Annotated in this window: 23 protein-coding genes; 8 read left to right on the top strand and 15 right to left on the bottom strand. The window is 68.5% G+C overall.

The window, feature by feature from the left end; all coding sequences use genetic code 11:
• The first annotated feature begins 48 nt into the window (after window positions 1-48).
• Window positions 49-2,403 (top strand): arylsulfatase, encoded by a 2,355-nt coding sequence (locus MNR00_RS03850; protein ID WP_241927861.1) that lies wholly within the window; start codon window positions 49-51, stop codon window positions 2,401-2,403.
• 143 nt (window positions 2,404-2,546) lie between these two features.
• Window positions 2,547-3,191, top strand: a complete 645-nt coding sequence (locus MNR00_RS03845; RefSeq protein ID WP_241927860.1) for a GntR family transcriptional regulator — start codon at window positions 2,547-2,549, stop codon at window positions 3,189-3,191.
• On the opposite strand, the gene MNR00_RS03840 is transcribed toward MNR00_RS03845, so the two are convergent.
• The 5 genes from MNR00_RS03840 to MNR00_RS03820 are packed head-to-tail and all read right to left on the bottom strand — an operon-like array spanning window position 3,176 to window position 8,576.
• On the bottom strand, window positions 3,176-4,210 hold the full coding sequence (locus MNR00_RS03840; protein ID WP_241927859.1) for an alpha/beta hydrolase: 1,035 nt from the start codon (window positions 4,208-4,210) through the stop codon (window positions 3,176-3,178). The two genes, MNR00_RS03845 and MNR00_RS03840, sit on opposite strands and share 16 nt — an antisense overlap.
• Before the next feature lie 26 nt (window positions 4,211-4,236).
• Window positions 4,237-5,631 (bottom strand): FAD-dependent oxidoreductase, encoded by a 1,395-nt coding sequence (locus tag MNR00_RS03835; RefSeq protein ID WP_241927858.1) that lies wholly within the window; start codon window positions 5,629-5,631, stop codon window positions 4,237-4,239.
• Between the two features lie 13 nt (window positions 5,632-5,644).
• Entirely contained in the window at window positions 5,645-6,706 is a 1,062-nt protein-coding gene (locus MNR00_RS03830; protein ID WP_241927857.1) for a polyprenyl synthetase family protein, read from the bottom strand.
• 25 nt (window positions 6,707-6,731) lie between these two features.
• Window positions 6,732-7,997 carry an isochorismate synthase gene (locus MNR00_RS03825; protein WP_241927856.1) on the bottom strand — a complete coding sequence of 422 codons (1,266 nt, stop codon included), beginning with the start codon at window positions 7,995-7,997 and terminating at the stop codon, window positions 6,732-6,734.
• A gap of 9 nt (window positions 7,998-8,006) precedes the next feature.
• Entirely contained in the window at window positions 8,007-8,576 is a 570-nt protein-coding gene (locus tag MNR00_RS03820) for a DUF402 domain-containing protein (protein WP_241927855.1), read from the bottom strand.
• Between the two features lie 148 nt (window positions 8,577-8,724).
• Here MNR00_RS03820 and ubiE point away from each other — a divergent pair, with 148 nt between their 5' ends.
• Window positions 8,725-9,435, top strand: coding sequence for a bifunctional demethylmenaquinone methyltransferase/2-methoxy-6-polyprenyl-1,4-benzoquinol methylase UbiE (gene ubiE / locus MNR00_RS03815; protein WP_241927854.1), 711 nt, complete (start codon window positions 8,725-8,727; stop codon window positions 9,433-9,435).
• A gap of 110 nt (window positions 9,436-9,545) precedes the next feature.
• Here ubiE and MNR00_RS03810 read toward each other — a convergent pair whose 3' ends face one another.
• Window positions 9,546-10,394 carry a PPK2 family polyphosphate kinase gene (locus tag MNR00_RS03810; RefSeq protein WP_241927853.1) on the bottom strand — a complete coding sequence of 283 codons (849 nt, stop codon included), beginning with the start codon at window positions 10,392-10,394 and terminating at the stop codon, window positions 9,546-9,548.
• A gap of 54 nt (window positions 10,395-10,448) precedes the next feature.
• Between MNR00_RS03810 and rmuC the strand changes: the two genes are divergently transcribed.
• Entirely contained in the window at window positions 10,449-12,011 is a 1,563-nt protein-coding gene (gene rmuC / locus MNR00_RS03805; protein ID WP_241927852.1) for a DNA recombination protein RmuC, read from the top strand.
• A 16-nt stretch (window positions 12,012-12,027) separates the two neighbouring features.
• On the opposite strand, the gene MNR00_RS03800 is transcribed toward rmuC, so the two are convergent.
• A complete protein-coding gene (locus MNR00_RS03800) occupies window positions 12,028-13,782 on the bottom strand; it encodes a thiamine pyrophosphate-binding protein (RefSeq protein ID WP_241927851.1) in 1,755 nt (584 codons plus the stop codon).
• Entirely contained in the window at window positions 13,779-14,123 is a 345-nt protein-coding gene (locus MNR00_RS03795) for a PLDc N-terminal domain-containing protein (protein ID WP_241927850.1), read from the bottom strand. The genes MNR00_RS03800 and MNR00_RS03795 overlap by 4 nt, the downstream gene beginning before the upstream one ends.
• Window positions 14,124-14,211: 88 nt before the next feature.
• Between MNR00_RS03795 and MNR00_RS03790 the strand changes: the two genes are divergently transcribed.
• Window positions 14,212-14,466: a DUF4229 domain-containing protein gene (locus MNR00_RS03790; RefSeq protein ID WP_241927849.1), complete on the top strand. Its 255-nt coding sequence runs from the start codon at window positions 14,212-14,214 to the stop codon at window positions 14,464-14,466.
• A 28-nt stretch (window positions 14,467-14,494) separates the two neighbouring features.
• Here the strand turns inward: MNR00_RS03790 and MNR00_RS03785 are convergent, their stop codons facing one another.
• The 3 genes from MNR00_RS03785 to MNR00_RS03775 are packed head-to-tail and all read right to left on the bottom strand — an operon-like array spanning window position 14,495 to window position 15,817.
• Entirely contained in the window at window positions 14,495-15,136 is a 642-nt protein-coding gene (locus tag MNR00_RS03785; protein WP_241927848.1) for a dihydrofolate reductase family protein, read from the bottom strand.
• Window positions 15,133-15,435: a DUF4287 domain-containing protein gene (locus MNR00_RS03780; RefSeq protein WP_241927847.1), complete on the bottom strand. Its 303-nt coding sequence runs from the start codon at window positions 15,433-15,435 to the stop codon at window positions 15,133-15,135. Before MNR00_RS03780 ends, MNR00_RS03785 begins: the two co-directional genes overlap by 4 nt.
• 25 nt (window positions 15,436-15,460) lie before the next feature.
• Window positions 15,461-15,817, bottom strand: coding sequence for a cupin domain-containing protein (locus MNR00_RS03775; protein WP_241927846.1), 357 nt, complete (start codon window positions 15,815-15,817; stop codon window positions 15,461-15,463).
• Window positions 15,818-15,892: 75 nt separating this feature from the next.
• On the opposite strand from MNR00_RS03775, the gene MNR00_RS03770 reads away from it, so the two are divergent.
• Window positions 15,893-16,915, top strand: coding sequence for a DUF5937 family protein (locus MNR00_RS03770; RefSeq protein WP_241927845.1), 1,023 nt, complete (start codon window positions 15,893-15,895; stop codon window positions 16,913-16,915).
• A gap of 49 nt (window positions 16,916-16,964) precedes the next feature.
• On the opposite strand, the gene MNR00_RS03765 is transcribed toward MNR00_RS03770, so the two are convergent.
• From MNR00_RS03765 to MNR00_RS03750, 4 genes are all read right to left on the bottom strand, one after another.
• On the bottom strand, window positions 16,965-17,762 hold the full coding sequence (locus MNR00_RS03765) for a protein phosphatase 2C domain-containing protein (RefSeq protein WP_241927844.1): 798 nt from the start codon (window positions 17,760-17,762) through the stop codon (window positions 16,965-16,967).
• A gap of 5 nt (window positions 17,763-17,767) precedes the next feature.
• Window positions 17,768-18,733 carry a 1,4-dihydroxy-2-naphthoate polyprenyltransferase gene (locus tag MNR00_RS03760; protein ID WP_241927843.1) on the bottom strand — a complete coding sequence of 322 codons (966 nt, stop codon included), beginning with the start codon at window positions 18,731-18,733 and terminating at the stop codon, window positions 17,768-17,770.
• Between the two features lie 68 nt (window positions 18,734-18,801).
• The gene (locus MNR00_RS03755) at window positions 18,802-19,587 is read right to left on the bottom strand and encodes a histidine phosphatase family protein (RefSeq protein WP_241927842.1); all 786 of its coding nucleotides are present in this window, start codon (window positions 19,585-19,587) and stop codon (window positions 18,802-18,804) included.
• A gap of 82 nt (window positions 19,588-19,669) precedes the next feature.
• A complete protein-coding gene (locus tag MNR00_RS03750; protein WP_241927841.1) occupies window positions 19,670-20,119 on the bottom strand; it encodes a winged helix-turn-helix transcriptional regulator in 450 nt (149 codons plus the stop codon).
• Window positions 20,120-20,191: 72 nt separating this feature from the next.
• On the opposite strand from MNR00_RS03750, the gene MNR00_RS03745 reads away from it, so the two are divergent.
• Window positions 20,192-21,613, top strand: a complete 1,422-nt coding sequence (locus tag MNR00_RS03745) for a DUF6421 family protein (protein WP_241927840.1) — start codon at window positions 20,192-20,194, stop codon at window positions 21,611-21,613.
• A 127-nt stretch (window positions 21,614-21,740) separates the two neighbouring features.
• Window positions 21,741-22,382: an SDR family oxidoreductase gene (locus MNR00_RS03740; protein ID WP_241927839.1), complete on the top strand. Its 642-nt coding sequence runs from the start codon at window positions 21,741-21,743 to the stop codon at window positions 22,380-22,382.
• Window positions 22,383-22,401 lie beyond the last annotated feature (19 nt).

Here is a 22,401-nt window from a genome sequence, read left to right as displayed (position 1 = left end):
TGGCGCCACAGGTTGCCCGGAGGTCGCCTGCGACGACAGAGGAGTGCCATGTCTGACAATGTCCAGCGTTCGACGCTACCCGTACCGGATCTCGCCTACACAGGCACCGTGACGTACGATGCGACCGACCCAGACACACACTATCCGCCCATCTCGCCCATCAGCCCGCCCGCGGGCGCCCCCAACGTTCTGGTCGTGCTGATCGATGACACCGGCTTCGGGGCATCCAGCACTTTCGGCGGTCCTGTGCAGACACCGACATTTGAGCGCATCGCCGCGCGGGGTCTCAAGTACACCCGCTTCCACACCACCGCTCTGTGTTCGCCGACCCGCGCTGCGCTGCTGAGCGGCCGCAATCACCACACGGTCGGCATGGGCGGTATCACCGAGATCGCCACCTCCGCTCCCGGCTACAGCTCACTGCGCCCCAACAACTGCGCACCGCTCGCCGAGACGCTCAAGCTCAACGGCTACAGCACCTCTCAGTTCGGCAAGTGCCACGAGGTGCCGGTGTGGGAGTCGAGCCCGATGGGTCCGTTCGACCACTGGCCCAGCCCAGGCAACGGCTTCGAGTATTTCTACGGCTTCATCGGCGGCGAGACCAACCAGTGGTACCCCGCCGTCTACGAGAACACGACTCCCGTCGAGCCGTGGGGCACCCCCGAAGAGGGTTATCACTTCATGGGCGACATGACCGACAAGGCGATCGGGTGGATGAAGCAGCGCAAGGCGCTGACGCCGGACAAGCCGTTCTTCACGTACTTCGCCCCAGGTGCGACGCATGCCCCGCACCACGTCCCGCAGGAGTGGGCAGACAAGTACAAGGGAAAGTTCGATCAGGGCTGGGATGCGGTGCGCGAAGAGACGTTCGCCCGCCAGAAGGCACTCGGCGTGGTCGGGGCGGAATCGGTGCTCACCGAGCGCAGTCCCGGCATTCCCGCCTGGGATGACATGAATCCGGAGCTGCGCCCCGTGCTTGCGCGCGAGATGGAAGTCTATGCGGGGTTCCTCGAGTACGCGGATCATCACGTCGGGCGCCTGATCGACGCGCTCGATGATCTCGGCGAGCTCGACAACACGCTCATCTACGTCATCATCGGCGACAACGGCGCTTCGGCCGAGGGCACGATGCGAGGCACCACGAACGAGGGCTTCGTCATCAATCACATGGAAGCCATCGAAGATGACGAGTACTTGATCGCGCATAAGGACGACCTGGGCACACCCACGTCCTACAACCATTACGCGATCGGCTGGGCGCACGCGATGGACACCCCCTACCAGTGGACCAAGCAGGTCGCCAGCCATTGGGGTGGCACGCGCAACGGCACGATCGTGTCATGGCCGAACGGGATCGCCGCACGCGGCGAGATCCGCAACCAGTTCGCGCACGTCATCGACGTCGCACCGACCGTGCTCGCGGCCGCCGGCATCCCGGAGCCGACCTCGGTGAACGGCGTGACGCAGCGCCCCTACGAGGGCACCGCCATGAACTACTCGTTCGACGACGGCACAGCCGCAGAGCAGCACACCACACAGTACTTCGAGATGCTGGGCAACCGGGCCATCTTCCACAAGGGATGGGTGGCCTGCGCGAAGCACAAGGATCCCTGGCTGGCCTCCTCACACGGACTCGACGACGACGTGTGGGAGCTTTACAACGTCGAAGAGGACTGGACACAGTCGAACGACCTGGCTGCCTCGAACCCCGAGAAGCTCGCCGATCTGCAGCGGCTGTTCCTCATCCAGGCCGCGCGCTTCAGCGTGCTGCCGATCGACATCCGCTCGGCGGAGCGCTTCAACTCCGAGATCGCCGGGCGGCCGGAGCTCGTCACGGGCACCTCGCAGACGCTGTACACGGGGATGAAGCGCCTGAGCGAGAACTCGGTCATCAACCTCAAGAACAAGTCGTTCACGGTGACGGCTTCGGTCACTGTTCCGGAGGACGGCGCCGGAGGCGTCTTGATCGCCCAGGGCGGCTCATACGGCGGCTGGAGCTTCTACGCGCACGACGGTGGGCTGCGCTTCGCCTACAACATCCTCGGCGTCAAGACGGACATCGTCTCAGGCGAGGCGAAGCTCGATGCCGGGAAGCACGAGGTCCGCGCGCACTTCGCCTACGCGGGTGGCGGCGTGGGCAAGGGCGGTACAGTCTCGCTATACGACGGAGACATTCTGGTCGCTGAGGGACAGATCGAGCGCACCCTGCCGTTCATGTACTCGATGGATGAGACTGTCGATATCGGCGAGGATGTCGCCTCTCCCGTCTCTCCCGACTACGGCCCACATGACAATCGGTTCACCGGCACGATCGACTGGGTTCGGCTGGATGCTGGCGACGACGACCACTCCCACCACGCCGATCCTGCCCATCTCATGACGATCGCCATGACCCGGCAGTAGCCGCCGAGATCTGGATCAAGCCCCGTGCCCTTCCGGGCGCGGGGCTTGATCCAGTTGGTGGTGACGTGGGTAGACTGCTGGGCTGAATGGGTTTCTGGGGAAGCCCGTCGACGCCGCGAGGCGTACATTCGGGGAGTGAGATCATGGTTGACGTCGAGCCACAGCAAGCACCGAGTATCACGACACGCAAGCATCTGCTGGCAGAGGGAGTCTTCCATCTGATCGGCGGTCGGATCGTGGAAGGCGAGCTGCCGCCTGGCATGCGCATCCGCGACAGCGAGCTGGCTGCCGAGCTCGCCGTGTCACGCACGCCGGTTCGAGAAGCACTCCAGCGGCTCGAGCGCATCGGCCTGGTCACGATGTACCCGAGCCGGTACACCGAGATCACCGCCACCACGCCGGATTCGGTCAAGGTGGCGCATGCGTTCGCCGGGCTGCAAGCCGGCATCATCGTCAGGCTGGCATGCCCGCGGTTGAACGCGGAGGAGCTGCAGGTCGCCACTGAGCTGATCGCTGAGATCGCGGTCAACGTCGACGACTCCGGTGACTGCTCACGCGCGCGAGGCCGGGCCATCGGCTACCTCGCAGCCCTCACCGGCAACCCCCTGCAGCAGTCGCTCGTCGACGAGGCAAGCCTCGCCCTCGCTCGCGCTCTGCGCACATTCGAGATCACCCCTGAGCACCGCCCGCGGGTGATCACAGGCTGCGCAGCCCTGACGGCCGCGCTCCGCAGCGGCGATGCCGATGCCGCCGAGCAGGCGTGCCGCGTCATCTACGGCGTGGACTGAGCCTCACCGGCGCCTCGACGGCGGCTCTGCGCGTTCCAGCCGGTCACCCAGCGGCCAAGACGGGCGTATGCCTCGTCCCTGGCAGCCTTCTGCGAGAGGAACACGTCGTGCAGCGCGCCGTCGATGCGCTCGACCGTCACGGACTGCCCCAGCTTGAGCGACGCCTTCGCGATGTCGTCGACCACGAGCACGCTGTCGGCGCGGGTGAGCTCAGGCGACCATCTGGTCGGGGCGACCGTGCGCTGTGACAGCAGCACGCACGCCGGCGCCGTGATCTTCAGCCCTCGCGAGACGGCGGTGTGCCCTGCCAGCACGGCGCGCAGCCACGCGGCGTGCACCGTCATGGTCTGCTCAGGCCGCCACTGGAGATTGACGTCCACGGGGTCGTCAGGGTCGGCGACCTCGCGCTGCGCGCGGGTGTAGTACCCGAGATCGACCTGAGGCACGGCGTCCATCGGCCACAGCCGCGCCTGCAGCTCGACCACCGGCGCGATCGCTGCGCGCGCGGCGCCGAGCTGGAACTCCAGCCACGGAGCGTTGAGGATCAGCGCGTCGACCTGGCGGGGGTGCCGCGACGCCCACAGACTCAGGGTCAAGCCGCCGGTGGAATGCCCGAGCAGCACCAGGCGCCGGCCGGCGGTATCGCCTCGCGCGGCCAGCGCGGCCTCGATGTCCGCGTCGTACGCCGCCAGGTCGGTGATGAACCCTGGGGTCTGCCCCGGCCTGAGGCTGCGTCCGTACTTGCGCAGATCGAGCGCGTAGAAGCGGGCGCCGCGGCTGGTCCAGAACCGTGCCAGCCGTTTCTGGAAGAAGTAGTCCGACCAGCCGTGCACGTACAGCACATCGACGTCGGCGAGGGGCGCGCGGCCGCGGCCCCAATCCGCCGGATGCCACCAGCGCCTGGCATCCGGAAGCGAGCGGACGACCGTCGCGACGATGTCTCCCTCGTTGTCCTCTCCGAGCGGCAGGGTCTGCTGCTCGAAGCCGTCGCCGAGGATATCCGCTTGCCACTCCCCCATGGCGTCAGCCTAGCGGGGTCGGCGGGCTATTCTCCGCGGGAGACGCGCACCATCTCGTCGCGCGGGACGAGCTTCACGCGGGCGCGCTCCTGCGCGGCTCCCGATTCGATCTCGTGCGCATCCAGTCGGTGCCAGCCGTCGAGATCGGTCCACGCGACCCCGCGCTGGGCGAGCAGCGCGGGGATCGCCTCATCCGAGGTGTCCTCCGGCTGCCACCACGAGCCCTGGTCGTTGATCAGATGCCGAACGGTCTCCATGGCATCCGACTTCGTGTGTCCGATGAGGCCCACAGGCCCCCGCTTGATCCAGCCGGTGGTGTAGATGCCTGGCACACGCTGGTTCGACTTCGTCTCGAGCACCTGACCCTCGCGGTTCGGGATCACACCGTGCTTCTTGTCGAAGGGCACACCTGGCAGCGGCGAGCCGAAGTAGCCGACGGCCCGGTACAGGGCCTGCATCGGGATCTCGCGCAGCTCGCCAGTGCCGACCGCACCACCGGCGCCGTCGGACTTCGTGCGCTCGTAGACGAGCGCGGCCACGCGACCATCCGCATCGGTCTTCACCTCGACGGGACGCGCCCAGAAGTGCATGTGCAGGCGGCGCGATGCCGTGCCTCCGGCGCTGTTCTCATCGCCTCTGGCGTCATTGGTGGAGTCCAGCTTGCGCCACGACTGCATGATGCGGTCCATGACCATGACCTGCTTGTTGCTGGCGACCGCCTGCTGCGAAGCCTCGTCGTAGTCGAAGTCCTCGTCGTAGACGACCATGTCGACGTCGCGCAGCTCGCCGAGCTCGCGCAGTTCGAGCGGGGTGAACTTCACCTGGGCCGGGCCACGGCGACCGAACACGTGCACGTCCGTGATCGCGCTCTGCTTCAAGCCCTGATAGACGTTGTCGGGCACTTCGGTGACCAGCAGATCATCCGCGTGCTTCGCGAGCATGCGCGCCACGTCGAGGGCGACGTTGCCGTTGCCGATGACGCCGACGGAGCTGGCGTCAAGGGGCCACTCGCGCGGCACGTCCGGGTGGCCGTCGAACCAGCTGACGTACTCGGCAGCACCGTACGAGCCCTTGGCGTCGATGCCGGGGATGTCGAGCCCGGAGTCGCGCACGGCGCCGGTGGCGAAGATCACCGCGTTGTAGTGCCGCTTGAGGTCCTCGATGGTGATGTCCTCACCGAAGCGCACATTGCCGAAGATGCGGATGTCGCCGCGGTCGAGCACATCGCGCAGGGCGTTGATGATGCCCTTGATGCGTGGGTGGTCGGGGGCGACGCCATAGCGGACGAGGCCGTACGGCGCCGGCAGCTGCTCGAACAGATCGATGGCGACATCGAACTTGCGCTCGGCCTTGAGCAGGATGTCAGCGGCGTAGATGCCCGCCGGTCCTGCCCCGACGATGGCCAGCTTGAGCTTCGTCATGGGGTTCCTTCCGTCAGCTGCTGCGATCAGCAAGAGTCTGCGCGAAGCGGGTCAGCGCCTCGCGCACGGTGCCCTTGGGCAGCGGCGCCAGTGCGACGATCGCATCGGATGTCCAGGTGCGGGCGAGATCCATGGTCCGCTCGGTCGCATCGTTGTCGCGCAGCTCGGCGAGCGGTCCGTCCAGCACCGCCGCGTCAGCGCCGTCGGCGATGCTGGCGACCCCCTCGTCGATACGGCGGGCGAGGTCGACGTCGGTGGGTGCCGTGCTGGTCTGCAGCAGCAGGGACGGCATGGTCGGCACGCCGGCACGCAGGTCGGTGCCAGGCACCTTGCCGGTCTCGGCCGCGTCCGCGGACAGATCGATCACGTCGTCGAGCAGCTGGAACGCCACGCCGATCTTCTCGCCGTACATCCGCAGCGGCGCCTCGAACTCGGTCGGGGCGTTGGAGAAGATCACGCCGCCCTCGGTGGCGGCGGCGATCAGCGAGCCGGTCTTGTCGGCCAGCACCTGCAGATAGAACTCGATCGGATCGTCGTCCGGCTGTGCGCCGACGGTCTCGTGCATCTGGCCCATCACCAGGCGCTCGAAGGTGTCGGCCTGCAGCCGCATGGCCCGATCGCCGTAGCGCGACATGATCTGGCTGGCCCGCGAGAACAGGATGTCGCCGGTGAGGATGGCGACGTTGTTGCCCCACACCGCATGCGCGGCGGGCACACCGCGGCGGGTGTCTGCGCCGTCCATCACGTCGTCGTGGTAGAGCGAGCCGAGGTGGGTGAGCTCCAGCGCGGTGGCGATGTCGATCACCGGGCGGATGTTGCCGTCACCGAGCTGTGCGGTCAGCAGCGCGAGCACGGGGCGGATGCGCTTGCCGCCCGCCTCGTAGAGGTAGCGCGCCGCGGCGTCGGCGACGGGGTCCGCCACCTTGACCTCGTCGGCGATATTCGCCTCGACCTGGTCGAGTCCTTCTTCGATGCGCGCTGCGACGCGGCGGCCTGCAGCACCGAGGAAGACGCGGTCACTGAAGCCGAGGCGGCTCGCCAGGCGCGTGCCCGGGGTGGCGGGGCTCGAAGTCACGTATTCAACCCTACCTGCGGGGCGTTCACGCGAGCGCATCGACGAGCGGGCGGAACTTCACCCTGGTCTCGAGCAGCTCCGACTCGGGGTCGCTGCCGGCGACGATGCCCGCACCGGCGTACGCCGTGACGCGGCGTGCGGAGGAGGCCTCGTCAGGGGCATCCGCAAACTGCGCGCAGCGCAGCGCGATCGCCCACTCGCCGTCTCCGGACGCGTCGATCCAGCCGACAGGGCCCGCGTAGCGGCCGCGGTCGAACGGCTCGATGCGCGCGATGGCTGCGACGGCGACTTCGGTCGGGGTGCCGGCGACGGCCGCGGTCGGATGCAGCGCGCCGACCAGATCCAGGGATGACGCACCGTCACTCAGCTCACCGGCCACATCAGTGGCGAGGTGGAAGAGGTTCGGCAGCTCGAGGGTGAAGGGCTGCTCGTCGGCGGTGAGTCTGCGCGTGTGCGAGCGCAGCGATGCCAGCACGCTCTGCACCGCGAACGCGTGCTCTGCGACGTCCTTCGCGCTGGCCGCGAGGGCAGCAGATGCCAGGGCGTCCTCCTCAGGGTCCGCGCCGCGTGCCGCGGTTCCGGCGAGCACTCGCGCGGTGACGGTGCGCTCGTGCGCCGTCACGAGGGTCTCGGGACTCGCCCCGATGAGTCCGTCGACGGCGAAGGTCCAGGTGTCGGGGTAGCCGGTCGACAGCGCGCGGACGAGCCGGCGAAGGTCGGCGTCCCCTGGCACGGTCCCGGTCAGGTCGCGAGCCAGTACGACCTTGCGATAGTCCCCGTCGGCGATCTCGTCGATGGCGAGGCGCACGGCATCCTGGTAGCCCTGCGGGGTCTGTGCGCCCGGCCCCACTCTCCCCGCCCAGTGCGGACCGTACGACAGGCTCTCCGGCATCGCCGCGAACTCCGCATCTGCGGTGCGGATGCGGGTGATCCAGCTGCGCCCTTCACGGTGGCCGACGATGGTCTGCGGTACGGCGAGCACGCTGTCAGCGTGCGACTCTTCAGCAAAGATGAGCGCGCCGAACGCGAGCAGCCCGGTGCCGGGAAGATCGAGCGGATCGTCGATCTCAGCATCCGCTGCGACCTCGCGCCACATGTCGGCGATGATGTCGCTGCGTTTGCGCTGCTGACCGGCGGGGATGCGGATCGCTGCTGCCAGCCCGTCGCCGGCGGCGACGATCCCATCGCCGCGGCGCAGCCACGCGAGGGGCCGGGTGGCGGAGGTGTACGCCAGCAGATCGTCGACGGGTGGGATCTCGCGGGTCTGCGCGACCAGGCGGATGCTGCTCACGCGTTCAGTTTACTGTTCAGCCCGGGGTCCGACGTTCAGCCCGAGCGTCTCGAGGCGTTCCAGCCACGCGTCGCCGGTCGCGTCGTCGAACGGCGGATGCTGGGCGCGCACCTGCCCCTCGAGTTCGAGAGTCAGCGCCTCGAGGTGGGTCATGACGTCGGCGGGATAGCCATAGCGCGCGCTGTGCTCTGCCCACTCGTCACGGTCGTCGACGTAGGTGCCCTGGTCGTTGACGCGCCGCACCACGTCGAGGTCCATGTCGATGCCGGTCACGAGCTCTGCGCTCTCCCACCGCACGTCCCAGGCGAGGTCGATGTAGATCCGCAGGTCACGAGGGTGGTCGTCGTGCACGGTGAGGGCGTAGTCGGTGCGGCCGCTCGGGATCAGAGCGACGTTCGGGGTCTCGGCGACGAACTCGTATCCGGGTCGGGTGCTGGTCCAGCCGGAAGGCTGTCCGAGCCAGTCGCCCCGCTGGTCGCTGCCGAGGTACACGCAGTCGCTGCGCCAGTGCGCAGAGCCGTCCCACTTGCGCCATTGCATGGTCATCACGGTTCCGGGCTCTGGTCGCAGCTCATTCACCCGGGGAGTCTACGGCGCGATGCCCTGGTTCCCCGGTCCACATCGGGGGTCAACACGCCAGATGTCGGACGAAACCGGGTATCCAGTCCGACATCTGGCGTGTCGGCCCGCAGAACGCAACCGGGCACCGCCGCCGTAGGATCGAAGCATGGAGCCGAACCGCGCCGACCTCGGCAAAGACCCCTCGCACGTCAGCGGCATGTTCGACCAGGTCGCCAAGGGCTACGACCGCACGAACACCGTGATGACGATGGGCAACGACGCGCTGTGGCGCGCGGCGACCACCCGCGCGGTGGCGCCGAAGCGCGGGGAGCGCATCCTCGATCTGGCTGCCGGCACGGCATCCTCCTCCGCCTCGCTCGCCGCGAGCGGCGCGCAGGTCGTCGCCGCCGACTTCTCGCCGGGGATGCTGGCAGAAGGGCGTCGCCGGCACGGTCACCTGCCGAACATCAGCTTCGTCGAGGCGGATGCCACTGACCTGCCCTTCGGCGACGACGAGTTCGACGCCGTGACGATGTCGTACGGGCTGCGCAACGTGCAGCAGCCGAAGAAGGCGCTGGCCGAGCTGTTCCGGGTCACCAAGCCGGGCGGGCGCCTGGTGATCAACGAGTTCTCCACGCCGCCGAACAGGTTCTTCCGCGGTTTCTACACGTTCTACAACGGTCAGGTGCTGCCTCGGGTGGCGCGACTGGCCGGCACCAACGGCGACGCGTACGACTACCTGAACGAGTCGATCCGCGACTGGCCCGATCAGCGCACGCTCGCCAACTGGATCCGCCAGGCGGGCTGGACGCAGGTCGAGTACCGCAACCTGTCGTTCGGCATGGTGGCGCTGCACCGGGCGCGCAAGCCCCGCTGAGTGCGTCGCCGGCTTCGGCCGTGCGGCGTTGCACAGAATTCCCCGTTCAGCACAGGAATCCGGGGATCTGATGTGCAGAACGGAGAAAAGTGTGCGGACGCGCACGCGGCTCAGGTCGCGGCGAGACGCTTCTTCTCGACGTCGACATCGAACTCGGCGGCCGGCCACTGCGGATCGATCTCCTTCAGCGCGTCGAGCAGCAGCCTCTGCACGGCCAGGCGCGCGTACCACTTGTGGTTCGCGGGCACGACGTACCACGGCGCCTCCGGTGTCGAGGTGCGCTCGAACACCGTCTGGTAGGCGGCCATGTACTCGTCCCAGCGCATCCGCTCGTCGACATCACTCGGGTTGTACTTCCAGTGCTTGTCCGCGCGGTCGAGGCGCTCCGTCAGCCGGGCCTTCTGCTCGTCCTTCGAGATGTGCAGCATCACCTTGATGATTCGAGTGCCGGATGCCGCGATGCGGCGCTCGAACTCGACGATCGCCTCGTAGCGGCGCTCGATCTCGGCCTCGTCGGCGAGCTCATGGATCTTGCCGATCAGCACGTCTTCATAGTGCGAGCGGTCGAAGACGCCGATGAAGCCGGCCTCCGGCAGGCGCTTCTCGACGCGCCACAGGAAGTCGTGCTCGAGCTCTTCGGCGGTCGGCTGCTTGAACGCCGCCAGTGCGACGCCCTGCGGGTCGACGCCGCCGACGACGTGGCGCACGACGCCGCCCTTGCCCGCGGTGTCCATGGCCTGCAGCACCAGCAGCACGGCGTCGCCGCGCTCATTGCGGCCGGCGTACAGCCGCTCCTGCAGGTCGCCGAGCTGCGACATCTGGCGAGCGAGCTCCTTCTCGCCGTGGCCCTGATCGCCGTGGAAACCGGGCGTGCCACCGGCATCGACCCCGGCCAGCGCGAAGCCATCGCGCACCAGCAGGATCTCGGTCGGCTCGTGCTTCCATCTGTGCTTCGACATGGTGACATCATGCCGGATCGACCGATGTCGGTGGCCTCCGACACAATCGAAGACATGGACACGCTTCTCGTCATCGTGGTCGCCCTGCTGGCTGCGGCTCTGGCCGGTGGACTCGGGTTCCTGCTCGGCGTCCACCGGGGCCGTACGTCGGATGCTGCGCAGCAGGCCGCCGTCGGCGCAGCGCAGCTGCGCATCGAGGCGCTGGAGCGGGATGCCGTGGCGCTGCGCGCCGAGACCGCCGCCCGGGTGCAGGAAGAGCGCGCGCTGGGCGATCACCGCATCGTCGAGGCCCGCCAGCAGGGCGAGAAGGCGATGTCAGATGCCAAGGCCGAAGCCCAGGCGAGGCTCGAGCACGAGCGGGCCGAGCACGTGCGTCGCCTGGCCGAGGTGCGCGACGAGGCCGAATCCGATCTCGCGATGGAGCGCCGACGCGCAGCGGATCGCCTCGATGAGCTGCGGGCGGATCAGAAGCGGCTCGCCGACGAGTTCGACGCGCTGAGCCGGAAGGCGCTCGAGGCCAACACGAAGGCGTTCCTGCAGCAGGCGGAGGAGCGGCTCAAGCGCAGTCAGAGCGAGGGTGCCGCCGAGCTGCAGAAGCGTCAGGATGCCGTGCAGCAGCTGATCGATCCGATCCAGAAGACGCTCGACACGGTCAAGACCGAGATGACCACGGCCGAGAAGTCGCGGCTCGAGGCGAATGCCGCCCTCTCGGAGCAGCTGCAGTTCATGCGGCAGACGTCCGAGACCCTCGGCTCCGAGACCCGCAACCTGGTCAACGCGCTGCGCGCGCCGCAGGTGCGCGGACGCTGGGGTGAGCTGCAGCTGCGGCGTGTAGTCGAGGCGTCCGGCATGGTCAACCACGTCGACTTCGACGAGCAGCTGCACCATGACACCGACGACGGTGCCCTGCGGCCCGACCTGGTCGTGCACCTGGCAGGCGACAAGCGCGTCGTGGTCGACTCGAAGGTGGCGTTCAGCGGGTACCTCGAGGCCATGGAGGCCACCGACGACACGGTGCGCGCGCAGCGCCTGCAGGCACACGCCCGGCATCTGAAGAAGCACATCGATGACCTCGGCGCCAAGGAGTACTGGGACGTCGTGGCCGGCTCCCCCGAGTTCGTGGTCATGTTCGTGCCGGCCGAGCCGTTCCTCGCCGCGGCGCTGGATCAGGATGCCACGCTGTACGAGTACGCCTTCGAGCGCAATGTCGTTATCGCCACGCCCTCGACCCTCGTCGCGCTGCTGCGCACGGTCGGGCATGCGTGGCGGCAGGATCAGCTCGCGCAGGAGGCGCAGCAGATCTTCACTGTCGGCAAGGAGCTGCACAAGCGACTCGGCACACTGGGGCAGCACCTGGCCAAGCTCGGCAAGAGCCTGAACTCCACGGTCGACGCGTACAACCGCTTCGCAGGGTCACTGGATCGCAATGTCGTCACGCAGGCCCGCCGGTTCAGCGCACTGCAGGGACTGGACGAGGTGCTCACCGACACGGCGCCAGTCGAGGCACTGGCGATCGCACCGCAGAAGACCGACCTGTACGAGATCGAGTCGGCGGCTCCGCCCGCCTCGCACTACGCCACGGCTGACATCGGCGAGATCACGCAGCGCCTGGAGTAGCCGGTGTGCGCAGACCTCAGCGGTCCAGCGGCACCTCGATGATCTGCGGGCCCGAGATCGGCGAGGTCAGTGCCTGATCCAGCGCCGAACGTGTGCTGATCTGCGCGAACTCCCACCCGTAGGCGTCGGCGATCTCGCGCAGCTTCGCCGTGTGGGGCGTGTAGAACGCGCGGTCGAGGTCTGCGGTCGGGGCGGAGCCTGCGACCTCGAGCCCGTCGAAGATCGTTCCCCCGCCGTCGTTGCCGACGATCACCTGGATCCGCGGCGCCGGTTCGTCGGCGGGCAGCAGCAGCGCTCCCACATCGTGCAGGAAGGCCAGGTCTCCCAGCAGCACCCTGGTCACGCCGGGCGATCCCTCTGCCTGGCTGGCGAGCGCGATCCCGATGCCGGTCGCGATGGTGCCGTCGATCCCGGCGAGCCCTCGGCTGGCGTGCACAGGCACCTTCTTGCCGCCGAGCACCTGATCGGCCACCCGCACCAGACGCGATGAGCCGAACATCAGGCGGTCGTGCGGCCAGGTGGCCCGCCACACGGCATCCACCAGGATCTCGCGGTCGACGCGCTTGCGCACCGCGTCGAGCTCTGCGCGCACTGCCCCGAGCCGGGCGGACGTGTCCGAAGAGTACAGACCGTCCTGGTCAGGAGCGGGGGCGCTGAGATCGATCGCCAACGCCTGCGACGCGGTCATCCACGCCCCCAGCCACTGCCGGTCCGCGGCGCCGTCGGCGACGGCGACAGCATCCACCGCCGTGGTGCGTCCGTTGAGGTCGAGTGCCTCTCCCCCGCCGCGGACGGCGAGAACATCGACGTCCGCGCGGCTGAGCAGGGCTGCGACCTCACGGCTGAGGGTCGGATGCCCGAACACGACGGCCCGTTCGATCTGGCCGCCCAGTGACGCATCACGCAGCAGTTCGCGGTAGCCGTGCACGACAAGGCGGCCGAAGCGCGCGCCGCTGACGACCTCGGCGATCAGGGGCCAGCCTCCGACATGGGACAGCTCTTCAGCATCTGACCCGGCATCCGCTCCCGCGATCACGACAGTGCGCGGCCCGTGGGGCAGCAGCGTGGGCTCCGCGACCGGGAGCGGCGGCACCGCGTCGGCGACAGGCGTCGACGAGACACCCGCGGCTGAGAGCGGCTCGCGGGTGGGCAGGTTCAAGTGCACGGGGCCGGCAACACCAGGCAGCCCCTCGCCCTCCAGTCCGAGCGCCGCGCGCACGGCGCGTGCGCCGAGGCCGGTCCAGGCTGTCGGAGATCTCAGATCGTCTGATTCCGCGCCGGTGTGTCCCGGAACGGCGCGCCGGCTGGCAGCCGAATCATCTGGCGTCTCCGACACGTGCGTCTCAGACGGCACCGGCGCATCGACCTGCATCCGCACGAAGGGCGCGAAGATGCCGGGCTGCACGGTCGCCTGATTCGCGCCGATGCCGCGCAGCTCTGGTGGCCGGTCAGCGGTCAGAAGCAGCAGCGGGATGCCGGAGTGGAAGGCCTCCATGGTGGCGGGGAGCAGGTTGCCTGCCGCAGTGCCCGAGGTGCACAGCACAGCCACCGGCACCCTGGTCTCACGAGCGATGCCGAGAGCCGTGAATCCGGCGACGCGCTCGTCGATGCGCACGTGCACACGCAGCGCGCCGGCGCGGGCGAGCCCAACTGCGGCGAGGGCGACGGCCTGTGAGCGGGAACCGGGTGCGAGCACCAGGTCGCGCACGCCGTGGCCGATGAGGCCGGCCAGCAGCTCGGCGGCCGCGTCGCTCGCGGGCGCGGACGTCACGAGCGCGGATCCGCGCCGTCGGCCTCGTCATCGAGCCGCGCAAGCTCCTCCTCCAGCCGGCGGATGCGGGCATCCGCCTCAGCGTCGCTCATGCGACGCAGCACCTCGGCATCGTCATCGGGCCCGAGTGGGCGGGTGGTCTCGCTGACGTCCCCTGCGCGGCGACGGCCGAGCACGAACCACAGGATGCCGCCGACGACCGGCAGCAGCACGACGATGAGCACCCAGATGCCCTTGGACACTCCACGGTGTCGAGCGGCGGGCTGCGCGGCCACGTCGACGATGCTGAACACCCAGAAGATGACAGCCAGGAAACCGCCGACGATCAGGAAACGCGCCATGCCTCCAGTGTAGGTCGCGCGCGCCCAAGCGGCACGGTCGGCCCCCGACGCTCAGCCGCCACCTAAGCCCCGCTCGTAGAATGAAGCGGTGAAGTTGCCACCCCTCCTCGTCTACACCGTGCTGCGGCTGCTGGCCTTCGTCGTGCCGCTCGCGATCATGTGGTTCTTCTTCCCCATCTTCCAGGAGTACTGGTGGCTGGCGGCCCTGTTCGCAGCCCTGATCGGCATGAGCATCTCGCTGCTGTTCCTGCGCGCTCCCCTTTCGAGCGCGTCGCGCGAAATCTACGAGAAGCGCAACCGCACCAACCCCGATGAGGCCGCCGAGGACACCGCCGCCGAGTGACTCGCGCCGGGTCACCGTGGGAGCCGGGTCACCGCCGGAACGTGATGTGCGTCACGCCGCTCTCGGCCACCTCGCTGCTCACGTCGTACCCGACCTCGAGCCCGCGCAGGCCGTCCCAGATCCGCTCGCCGCTGCCGAGCACGATCGGCGCCACCGCGAGGTGCAGCCTGTCGACGAGTCCCGCTGCGAGGAACTGACGAACGACGTCCACGCCACCGCCGATGCGCACGTCGGCATCTCCCGCGATGGCGGATGCCCTCTGCAGGGCGTCCTTCGGTGACGCGTCGACGAAGTGGAACTCCGTGCCGTTGGCGAAGGTGATCGAGGGCCGCGGCGAGTGGGTGAGCACCAGGACCGGAATGCGGAACGGCGGGTCCTCACCCCACCAACCGCGCCAGTCCTGGTCGTCGCCGTGCAGGTGCAGCCCGAACATCCCGGCGCCCATGATCTCTGCCCCCGTGCCCACGAAGTACTCTGCCGCGTACTTCTCATCGACCCCGGTCGTGCCGGCACCGGAAGTGTCGCCGAGCACCCGCTCACGCATGGTGCGCGTGCCGACGTAGGCGGCGGTGAGTCGCCCCCAGTCGTCGCCGAACGGGTTCTCGGGCGTCTGGTCGGTGGTCGTCGCGCAGCCGTCGAGAGAGACGTTCAGGTCGACCTTCACGGTCATCGTCGCGCTCCTTCGCCGGGGTTGGTCGCCTTGCCGTCGAGCCACAGCGTGTCTGACGCGTCACCGTGAGGTCCGTCCTTGCCGACGTGCTTGTCGCTGATCTGCGGGCCCTTGGTGATCACGTGCACGAGGGCCATGCCGTATCCGCGCGACAGATCGTAGTCGGCCTTCAGCCACTCCAGGATCGGTGTCGCCTTGGTATCAGGGCCGAATCCCCGCTCTGTCGCCTGTTCGATGAACTGCCGAGGGGTGAGGCCGGTCTTGGTCTCGATGTTGTCGAGGTAGCTCTGGAAGGACATCTGGTTCTCTCTGTGTGCGATCGGTCTATTCGACGACGGTCTGGATGATGACGGCCGAGGCGTGGATGCCGATCAGACGCATCGTGCCCGTGCCTGTGTTGGTGAACTTGTGCGGGACGAAGGCGGGGCCAGTGACCGTGTCGCCAGGGTGCGCGACGATCTGCTCGTCGCCGACGACGAACGTCACCTCACCTTCGAACACGACCCACGTCTCGGGGTACGGATGCCAGTGCAGCTGCGCCCCCTGCCCCGGCTGGTTGTCGACGTAGAAGTACGAGACGCCCGCTCCGTGGTCGCTGCCCTGGAATCGGCGGCTGCGACCGTTTCCGAGCAGGATCTCGTCCGGTGCGACGAGCGTCGGCTCGGCGAGTGAATTGACCATGATGTGCTCCTTTCGTTCGCGCTTCGCGTGTGCTTCACTCTTCCCCGCACGACTGCCAGACCCTAGAGTTTCGATGTGGATCGAAACATTCCGATCGAGGGTCAGGTGCATCCCGATCACCGGGTGGAGTTCCGCCTCAGCCCCGGCGACATCCAGGCCGTGCGCTTCGGCATCTCCCCCGGCCACGAGCTCGTGCATGCGGTGCGCGTGATGCTGCGCCCGTCCCAGCATCCACTGCAGTGGGGGTGGCTGCGGCAGGCGCGAGAAGCCGTCCCCGTCGAGGCGTTCCGCCTGCTCGGTGACGTCATCGGCGCCGACGGCTACCTGCCCGACTTCCTCACCGCGACCCCGCGGTGGGATCTGACACCAGCCGACGAGATCACCGCGCTGCGCACGGCCGGACTCGCCGGCATGAAGGTCGACTTCGGCAAGATGGTGCTTCGCTCGAGCGGCGCGCGCCAGGCGTCCCTGCGACGGATGCAGGCGCGCCCTGAACAGGCGCGCGATCTCATCGCCGAGGCCTGGGAGCGGGTGTGGGATGCAGCGCTCGCGCCGATCTGGCCACAGCTGGAGCGCATCCTGCGCGCCGACATCGCCGTCCGCTCGCGCACCATCACGACCGAGGGCATCGGGCGGATGGCGTCGGGCATCCACTCCGCGGTCACCTGGCGCGACGACGCCGTGCGCGTCGCGCTGCGCCGCCACAGCGAGGACGTCGACTGCCGTGGCTCCGGACTCGTGCTGGTGCCGTCTGTCATGGGATCGGTCGGATGCATGGTGCTGACCGAACCGCCGGCGCAGCCCACCCTGTTCTATCCGGCGCAGGGCGTGACGGCGGGGTGGGCACGAAGCACGGTCGACACGGCGGCGGCGCTTGCTGCGCTGCTGGGTGCGGCGCGCGCCGACATCCTGCTCACCGCGCACGTCGCGCGCACGACATCGCAGATCGCGGCGGATGCCGGCATCGCCGCCTCAACGGCTTCCCACCACCTCACCGTGCTGCGCACGGCAGGCCTCGTGACCAGCACCCGCGACGGCGCACGGATGCTGCACCTGCGCACCCCGCTCGGCGAGGCACTCGTCGGCGCTGCCCTGTGACCTGGGCGATCCTGTGACCTGCGCGATCCTGTGACCTGGGCGACGACCGTCAGAACGTCGCGGCGACCAGTGCGATGTCGTCGTGGGGCTTGGTGTGCGGCCGCGGACCGATAGCATCCTCGGCGGCGCGGATCTCGGCGGCGATGTCGGCGAGATGACCGCTCGAGGCCAGCGCGGCGAACTGCTCCAGCGAGTGGGCCCCGAGGAACTGGAACCCCCTGGTGCCGCCATCGGATACTGCGACGATCGCCGTCAGGTCTGCGATCGGCGTCGTGCCGGTGAGTGCGTGCTGCGCAGCCACCGGATCCGTGTGCGCGCACCAGAACCCACCGTCGACGTTGCGCATCTGATCCAGCGCGGCGAAGCGCATCTCGGCCGGCGCCTCGAGGATCCCGGCGGCCGCCGCCAGCTCGCCGGCACGCCGCTGCACGGCCCCATCGATCCTGTCGTCGGTGATCTCGAGCGGCGCTCCGTCAGAGGGGACGAGCACGATCGAGGCGTCGCACAGCACCAGGTGCTCGACCTGTTCGCCGTCGATGCGCCACGCGGCGACCGTCGCGCTGGGCGAGCCGAGGCCCAGATCGCAGGTCTCGGAGTGGGCGGCGGTCACCTCGGCGATGGCAGCGCCGAGGGCATCCGGCATGTTCGTCGAGCGCTCCTCGAGGCGCACGCGGAACGCCCCTGCCAGCATCCGCGCGTACCAGGCGACGGAGTGCCCGCAGCCGCGCCGCAGCGCCTTCGGCAGCCCGGCCCCGTCGACCACCACCACGACGCCGTCGCCGAGCGCGCAGGCGTCCTCACTCTCGAGTCCCGACCCTGCGGGCAGTGCGAAGACGACCGGATCCATGGCGCTCAGCCCACGAACGCCCAGTAGAGCATCCCGGCATAGGCGAGGGCGGTGAGCGAGGTGAGGGCGAGCGCGGTGACGAGTTCACGCGGCTGCCGGTACCACCACACGATGACGATCGCCGGGACTCCGGCGAGCAGCGCGAGCAGTGCGAGCCAGGCGATCGGGTACACCAGCGCGATCATCGCGGCGAGACCGAAAGGCACCAGCACGAAGAAAGTGAACAGCACCTGCGTGGCGCGACGGCCGATCAGCACAGTGAGCGTGCGCTTGCCGACCGCGCGGTCCTGATCGATGTCGCGCAGGTTGTTGGCCAGCAGCACGGCGCAGGCGAAGAGCCCTGCCCCGATCGCGCCGAACCAGGCCTCCAACGGCAGCGCGAAGGCTTGCACCCAGGTCGTGCCGAGCGTGGCCACCAGGCCGAAGAACACGAACACGAACAGCTCGCCCATGGCGTTGTACCCGTACGGACGCTTGCCGCCGGTGTAGAACCAGGCGGCGATGATGCACACGACGCCGACAGCCAGCATCCACCACTGCTGCGTGCGGATGACGATCGCGAGCCCGGCGATCGCGGCGAGCGCGAAGAAGACCAGGGCGACGGTGAGCACCCGCCTTGCCGGCACCCGGCCGGAGGCCGTGAGGCGCGCGGGCCCGACACGGTCGGCGTCGGTGCCGCGGATGCCGTCGCTGTAGTCGTTGGCGAAGTTCACGCCGATCTGCAGCAGCACCGAGACCGCGAGACAGAACAGCGCGATCACCCAGTGGAAGCTGCGGTCGACCGTCTGCGCGGCGCCGGTGCCGATGACGACGGGCGCGACCGCGAGCGGAAGCGTGCGCAGCCTGGCCGCCCCGATCCAGTCCTTGGCGGTCACGGGGCCGAGCTCGAGCACAGGGCGCTTGGCCGGGTTGCCGCTGGTGCGCCGCTGATGCCGGACGTGCTTCTTGCGCTTGCTGGAGGATGCTGCCACGCTCCGAATCCTACTGGCCGCAGAGCGTGGCAGCAGTTGACGTCGCCCCAGTTGACGTCGCCCCAGTGTCAGTGGGCGTACTTGTCCTCATTGACGTATTCGACGGTCCACTTGCCGTTCGCGTAGACGAGCTTGTTGACGGCGCCGTTGTGCAGCTCGCCGAGTCCCTCCACACCGAGCGACTCGAGCAGCACGACGCTGGACATGCCGCTGGAGACGGCCAGGATGTTGCCGCCGTGCTTCATCGACATCGTGCGGTCGGTGGCCATGGCGGTGAGCGCGTCCTTCATGCGCTTCGCCACCTGGTCGTAGGTCTCAGTGGGCAGTTCCGGAATCGGATTGGTCGCACCGAATGCCTGGATGAGGTTCTGCACCGTGAAGTCGAGGCCGTTGTCGGCGAGGTACTTCATGAGGGGGCCGCCCTCCTTCTGCTGCGATGCGCCCTCCCAGCCGCCGTAGGCGACCTCACGAAGACCCCGCACGCGAGTCGGGCTGAGACGTGAGCCCGCGCCCGCGAGCATCTCGGTCGCGGTCTGGAAGTGGCGGACCATGTCACCGGAGTAGGCCGCATCGAAGCCGCCGATCTCCGCGGCGAGGTTGCGCCCGACCGCGGTGGCCACGTCGATGCCCTTCTGCGTCAGCGGGGAGTCTCCCCACCCCTGTACGCGCCCAGCGAGGTTCATCCAGGTCTGTCCGTGGCGGACGAGGTAGACGGTCACTTTGCGGTTGCCTCCATGGTTGCGGTGCGCAGGCACGGCAGCGGCCGCTGGCGTCGCGGCCGCGACGGCGAGCGTGCCGGTCAGCGCGGTGGCCCCGAGCGAGAGCAGGGCGGTGCGACGTGTCATTTCGGGCATGGCATCTCCTTCGATGTCTGACCCGAAAGCCCAACCGCATTCGGGTTTTGTCTGAAATCCTAACGGTGTTCCGTTTTCGGCGCTACACCGCGACGACGATCGGACGCCGCTCGTAGAACGTCTGCAGCACGACGGTCGTGCGGGTGCCCACGTTCGCGGCCAGGCGGATGTCACGCACCAGCTGCTCCAGCGCTCGCGGCGAGGCCACGCGGACGAACAGCATGTACGCCGCATCCCCGGCGATCGAATGGCACGCCTCGATGGGACTGAGGTGCTCGAGAAGCTCCGGTGCATTGTCCGGCTGCGCTGGATCAAGCGGTGTGATCTCGATGAAGGCCGACAGCGGCGCCCCGACCTGTTCGGGGTCGAGCACGGCCTGATAGCCCGTGATCACACCGCGCGCCTCGAGCCTCTTCAACCGCGACTGCACAGCCGAGGTCGACAGCCCGACGTCCAGTGAGAGCTGGGCAAGGGTGGCGCGACCGTCGAGCGAGATCGCGGCGAGCAGGGCGTGGTCGACAGCATCATCCATAAGTGGAAGAATAGTGGGTGAAGCCGGTTCTCACCGGAAAATTTCCACGCGCAGCAGCGATCGGAGGTTCATATGTCCATCATCACGCCGCACACATCGGCCATCATCGGAGAACCCGAGGTCGTCGAGGATGCCGCCACCGCTGAGCACAGCGCCGCCTGGCAGCTGTTGAAGGACGCCGCGATCGCACTGCGCGAGCTGCAGGTCAAGGACGGCTCCGTCCCCGCATCCGATGACCACGAGGCCGCCGCGCAGCACGTGGACGCCATCGTCACCGGCATCCGCGCCCTCTCCCCCGCCTTCCCCCACGACGCGGCCTACCTCGACGCGCTCGTCGTCGACTTCCACCGCTGGGCCGACGAGGGGTTCGGCGTCCCGGACTTCCTCGACTCGCTCGTGGCGTTCCAGCCTCAGCAGCATCGCGTCGACGGTCTGCGACACCTGGTGGTCTTCCCGATGTACACGCAGAACGGCTCCAGCGACCGCCTGGTCGAGGCGCTGATCGTGCAGGCCATCTGGCCGGAGTTCATCGCCGAGCTCGAGGCGGGCGATTACGGCAACAAGCTGTTCGTCTCGCTGCGGCTGATCGACTTCACGCCCGGGTACGACACGAACTCCGCCGTGCTGTTCCCCGAGACCGTCGCCATGCGCGAGATCCCCACCTTCACCTGGGGAGCGATCTTCCAGGACCGGGAGGCCGCACGCTACCGGCGCGTCGTTCGCGCAGCATCCGACATCACCAAGCTCGACCTGCCTGAGCCCGCAGCGCGGATGCTGGATGACCAGGCACTCACCGAGAAGACGTTCGTGATGTGGGACATCATCCACGACCGCACGCACATGCGCGGCGACCTGCCGTTCGACCCGTTCATGATCAAGCAGCGCATGCCGTTCTTCCTGTACTCGCTGGAAGAGCTGCGCTGCGACCTGACCGCGTTCCGCGAGTCGGTCAAGATCGAGAAGGCGCTCTCGGCACGCACGGATGAGCTCTCGGATGCTGAACAGGAGACGCTCGAGCACGCCGCCCTCGTGCAGTACGCAGTGATCTTCGACCGGATCTTCCGCTTCGCGATCACCGGCTCCAGGGTGCGCAACTACGACGGCCTTGGCGGGCAGCTGCTGTTCGCCTGGCTGCACCAGCACGGCGTGCTGCACTGGACCGACACGCAGCTCGCGTTCGACTGGGAAGGCGTGCCAGATGCCGTCGTGGCCCTCGGAGATGCGATCGACGACCTGTACTGGCGCTCGATCGACCGGCCGAAGACCGCGCACTGGCTGGCCGCGTACGAGCTGGTGCGCTCCACGCTGACCCCGAACCCGGCCTCGGTCTGGGCGCGCGGACTGTCGGACGAGGTGCTCGCCGGGCCGCCGAAGGGCTACACCGACGCGGTGCTGGATGACGAGTTCCCGCTGTCGATGTTCTTCGAGGCGCTGCAGAAGAAGATGGCGCCTGTGATCGAGTCGACGGTCGGCATCCGCGGCACCGACGACTGAAGACGCGTGCAACTCTGCAGGACGATTTCACTCCCACAGGATGAAATCAGGCCGTATGTCCTGCAGAGTTGCAAACGTCCTGTGTTCTTTAACCGACAGCAGAGTTCGTGAGCGGCGGGAGGCCGATATGAGCGTCGAAGGACGCACGATCGTGCTGGCGGGGGCGACCAGCGCCGCTGGTCTCGCCGTCGCCGAGGCATTGATCGCCGCCGGTGCGCGCGTGGTCGCGACCGGCAGGTCGGCCGAGCGGCTCGCATCGCTGGCCGAAGCCGGCGCGCAGGTCGAGGTGTCGGATGCCACTGACCTGACCGACATGACAGCGCTGGCCGCACGGCTGGGCGACGTCGACGGCGTCATCTCGCTGGTCGGCGGATGGCGCGGCGGCGGCGGGCTCGCCGGTCAGACCGACGAGGACTTCGCCGCTCTGCTGCCAGCGCTGCAGGCCGTGCGCGAGTGCAGCCGTGCTTTCGATGCGGCGTTGGGGGCGTCGGATGCCGGCCGCTTCGCGGTCGTGTCATCCACGGCGGTGGAGCGTCCGCTCGCTGGTGGCGCGAACTACGCGGCCATGAAGGCCGCATGCGAGGCGTGGACTCGCGCCGTCGCGCAGGGTTTCGCGAAGAGCGCGCGGGACGCGGAAGAACCGCTGCGCGCAGCATCCACGGTCTTCCGCGCCAAGGGCGCCCTCGATCCCGCCGCCCTCGCACGCGCTGTCGTCGCGCTGTGGGATCAGGATGCCACTGAGCTCAACGATCGGGTGATCACGCTCTGATGGCGTAGGGCGCCGAGGC

The sequence above is a fragment of the Microbacterium sp. H1-D42 genome (assembly GCF_022637555.1).
Taxonomy (GTDB): domain Bacteria; phylum Actinomycetota; class Actinomycetes; order Actinomycetales; family Microbacteriaceae; genus Microbacterium.
This window is presented reverse-complemented; position numbering and strand designations above follow the sequence as displayed.

Coding starts and splice junctions, on each gene's coding strand:
- MNR00_RS03850 (WP_241927861.1), top strand. CDS start 49: ATGTCTGACAATGTCCAGCGTTCGACGCTACCCGTACCGGATCTCGCC.
- MNR00_RS03845 (WP_241927860.1), top strand. CDS start 2,547: ATGGTTGACGTCGAGCCACAGCAAGCACCGAGTATCACGACACGCAAG.
- MNR00_RS03840 (WP_241927859.1), bottom strand. CDS start 4,210: ATGGGGGAGTGGCAAGCGGATATCCTCGGCGACGGCTTCGAGCAGCAG.
- MNR00_RS03835 (WP_241927858.1), bottom strand. CDS start 5,631: ATGACGAAGCTCAAGCTGGCCATCGTCGGGGCAGGACCGGCGGGCATC.
- ubiE (WP_241927854.1), top strand. CDS start 8,725: ATGGAGCCGAACCGCGCCGACCTCGGCAAAGACCCCTCGCACGTCAGC.
- MNR00_RS03810 (WP_241927853.1), bottom strand. CDS start 10,394: ATGTCGAAGCACAGATGGAAGCACGAGCCGACCGAGATCCTGCTGGTG.
- rmuC (WP_241927852.1), top strand. CDS start 10,449: ATGGACACGCTTCTCGTCATCGTGGTCGCCCTGCTGGCTGCGGCTCTG.
- MNR00_RS03795 (WP_241927850.1), bottom strand. CDS start 14,123: ATGGCGCGTTTCCTGATCGTCGGCGGTTTCCTGGCTGTCATCTTCTGG.
- MNR00_RS03785 (WP_241927848.1), bottom strand. CDS start 15,136: ATGACCGTGAAGGTCGACCTGAACGTCTCTCTCGACGGCTGCGCGACG.
- MNR00_RS03780 (WP_241927847.1), bottom strand. CDS start 15,435: ATGTCCTTCCAGAGCTACCTCGACAACATCGAGACCAAGACCGGCCTC.
- MNR00_RS03775 (WP_241927846.1), bottom strand. CDS start 15,817: ATGGTCAATTCACTCGCCGAGCCGACGCTCGTCGCACCGGACGAGATC.
- MNR00_RS03765 (WP_241927844.1), bottom strand. CDS start 17,762: ATGGATCCGGTCGTCTTCGCACTGCCCGCAGGGTCGGGACTCGAGAGT.
- MNR00_RS03755 (WP_241927842.1), bottom strand. CDS start 19,587: ATGCCCGAAATGACACGTCGCACCGCCCTGCTCTCGCTCGGGGCCACC.
- MNR00_RS03750 (WP_241927841.1), bottom strand. CDS start 20,119: ATGGATGATGCTGTCGACCACGCCCTGCTCGCCGCGATCTCGCTCGAC.
- MNR00_RS03745 (WP_241927840.1), top strand. CDS start 20,192: ATGTCCATCATCACGCCGCACACATCGGCCATCATCGGAGAACCCGAG.
- MNR00_RS03740 (WP_241927839.1), top strand. CDS start 21,741: ATGAGCGTCGAAGGACGCACGATCGTGCTGGCGGGGGCGACCAGCGCC.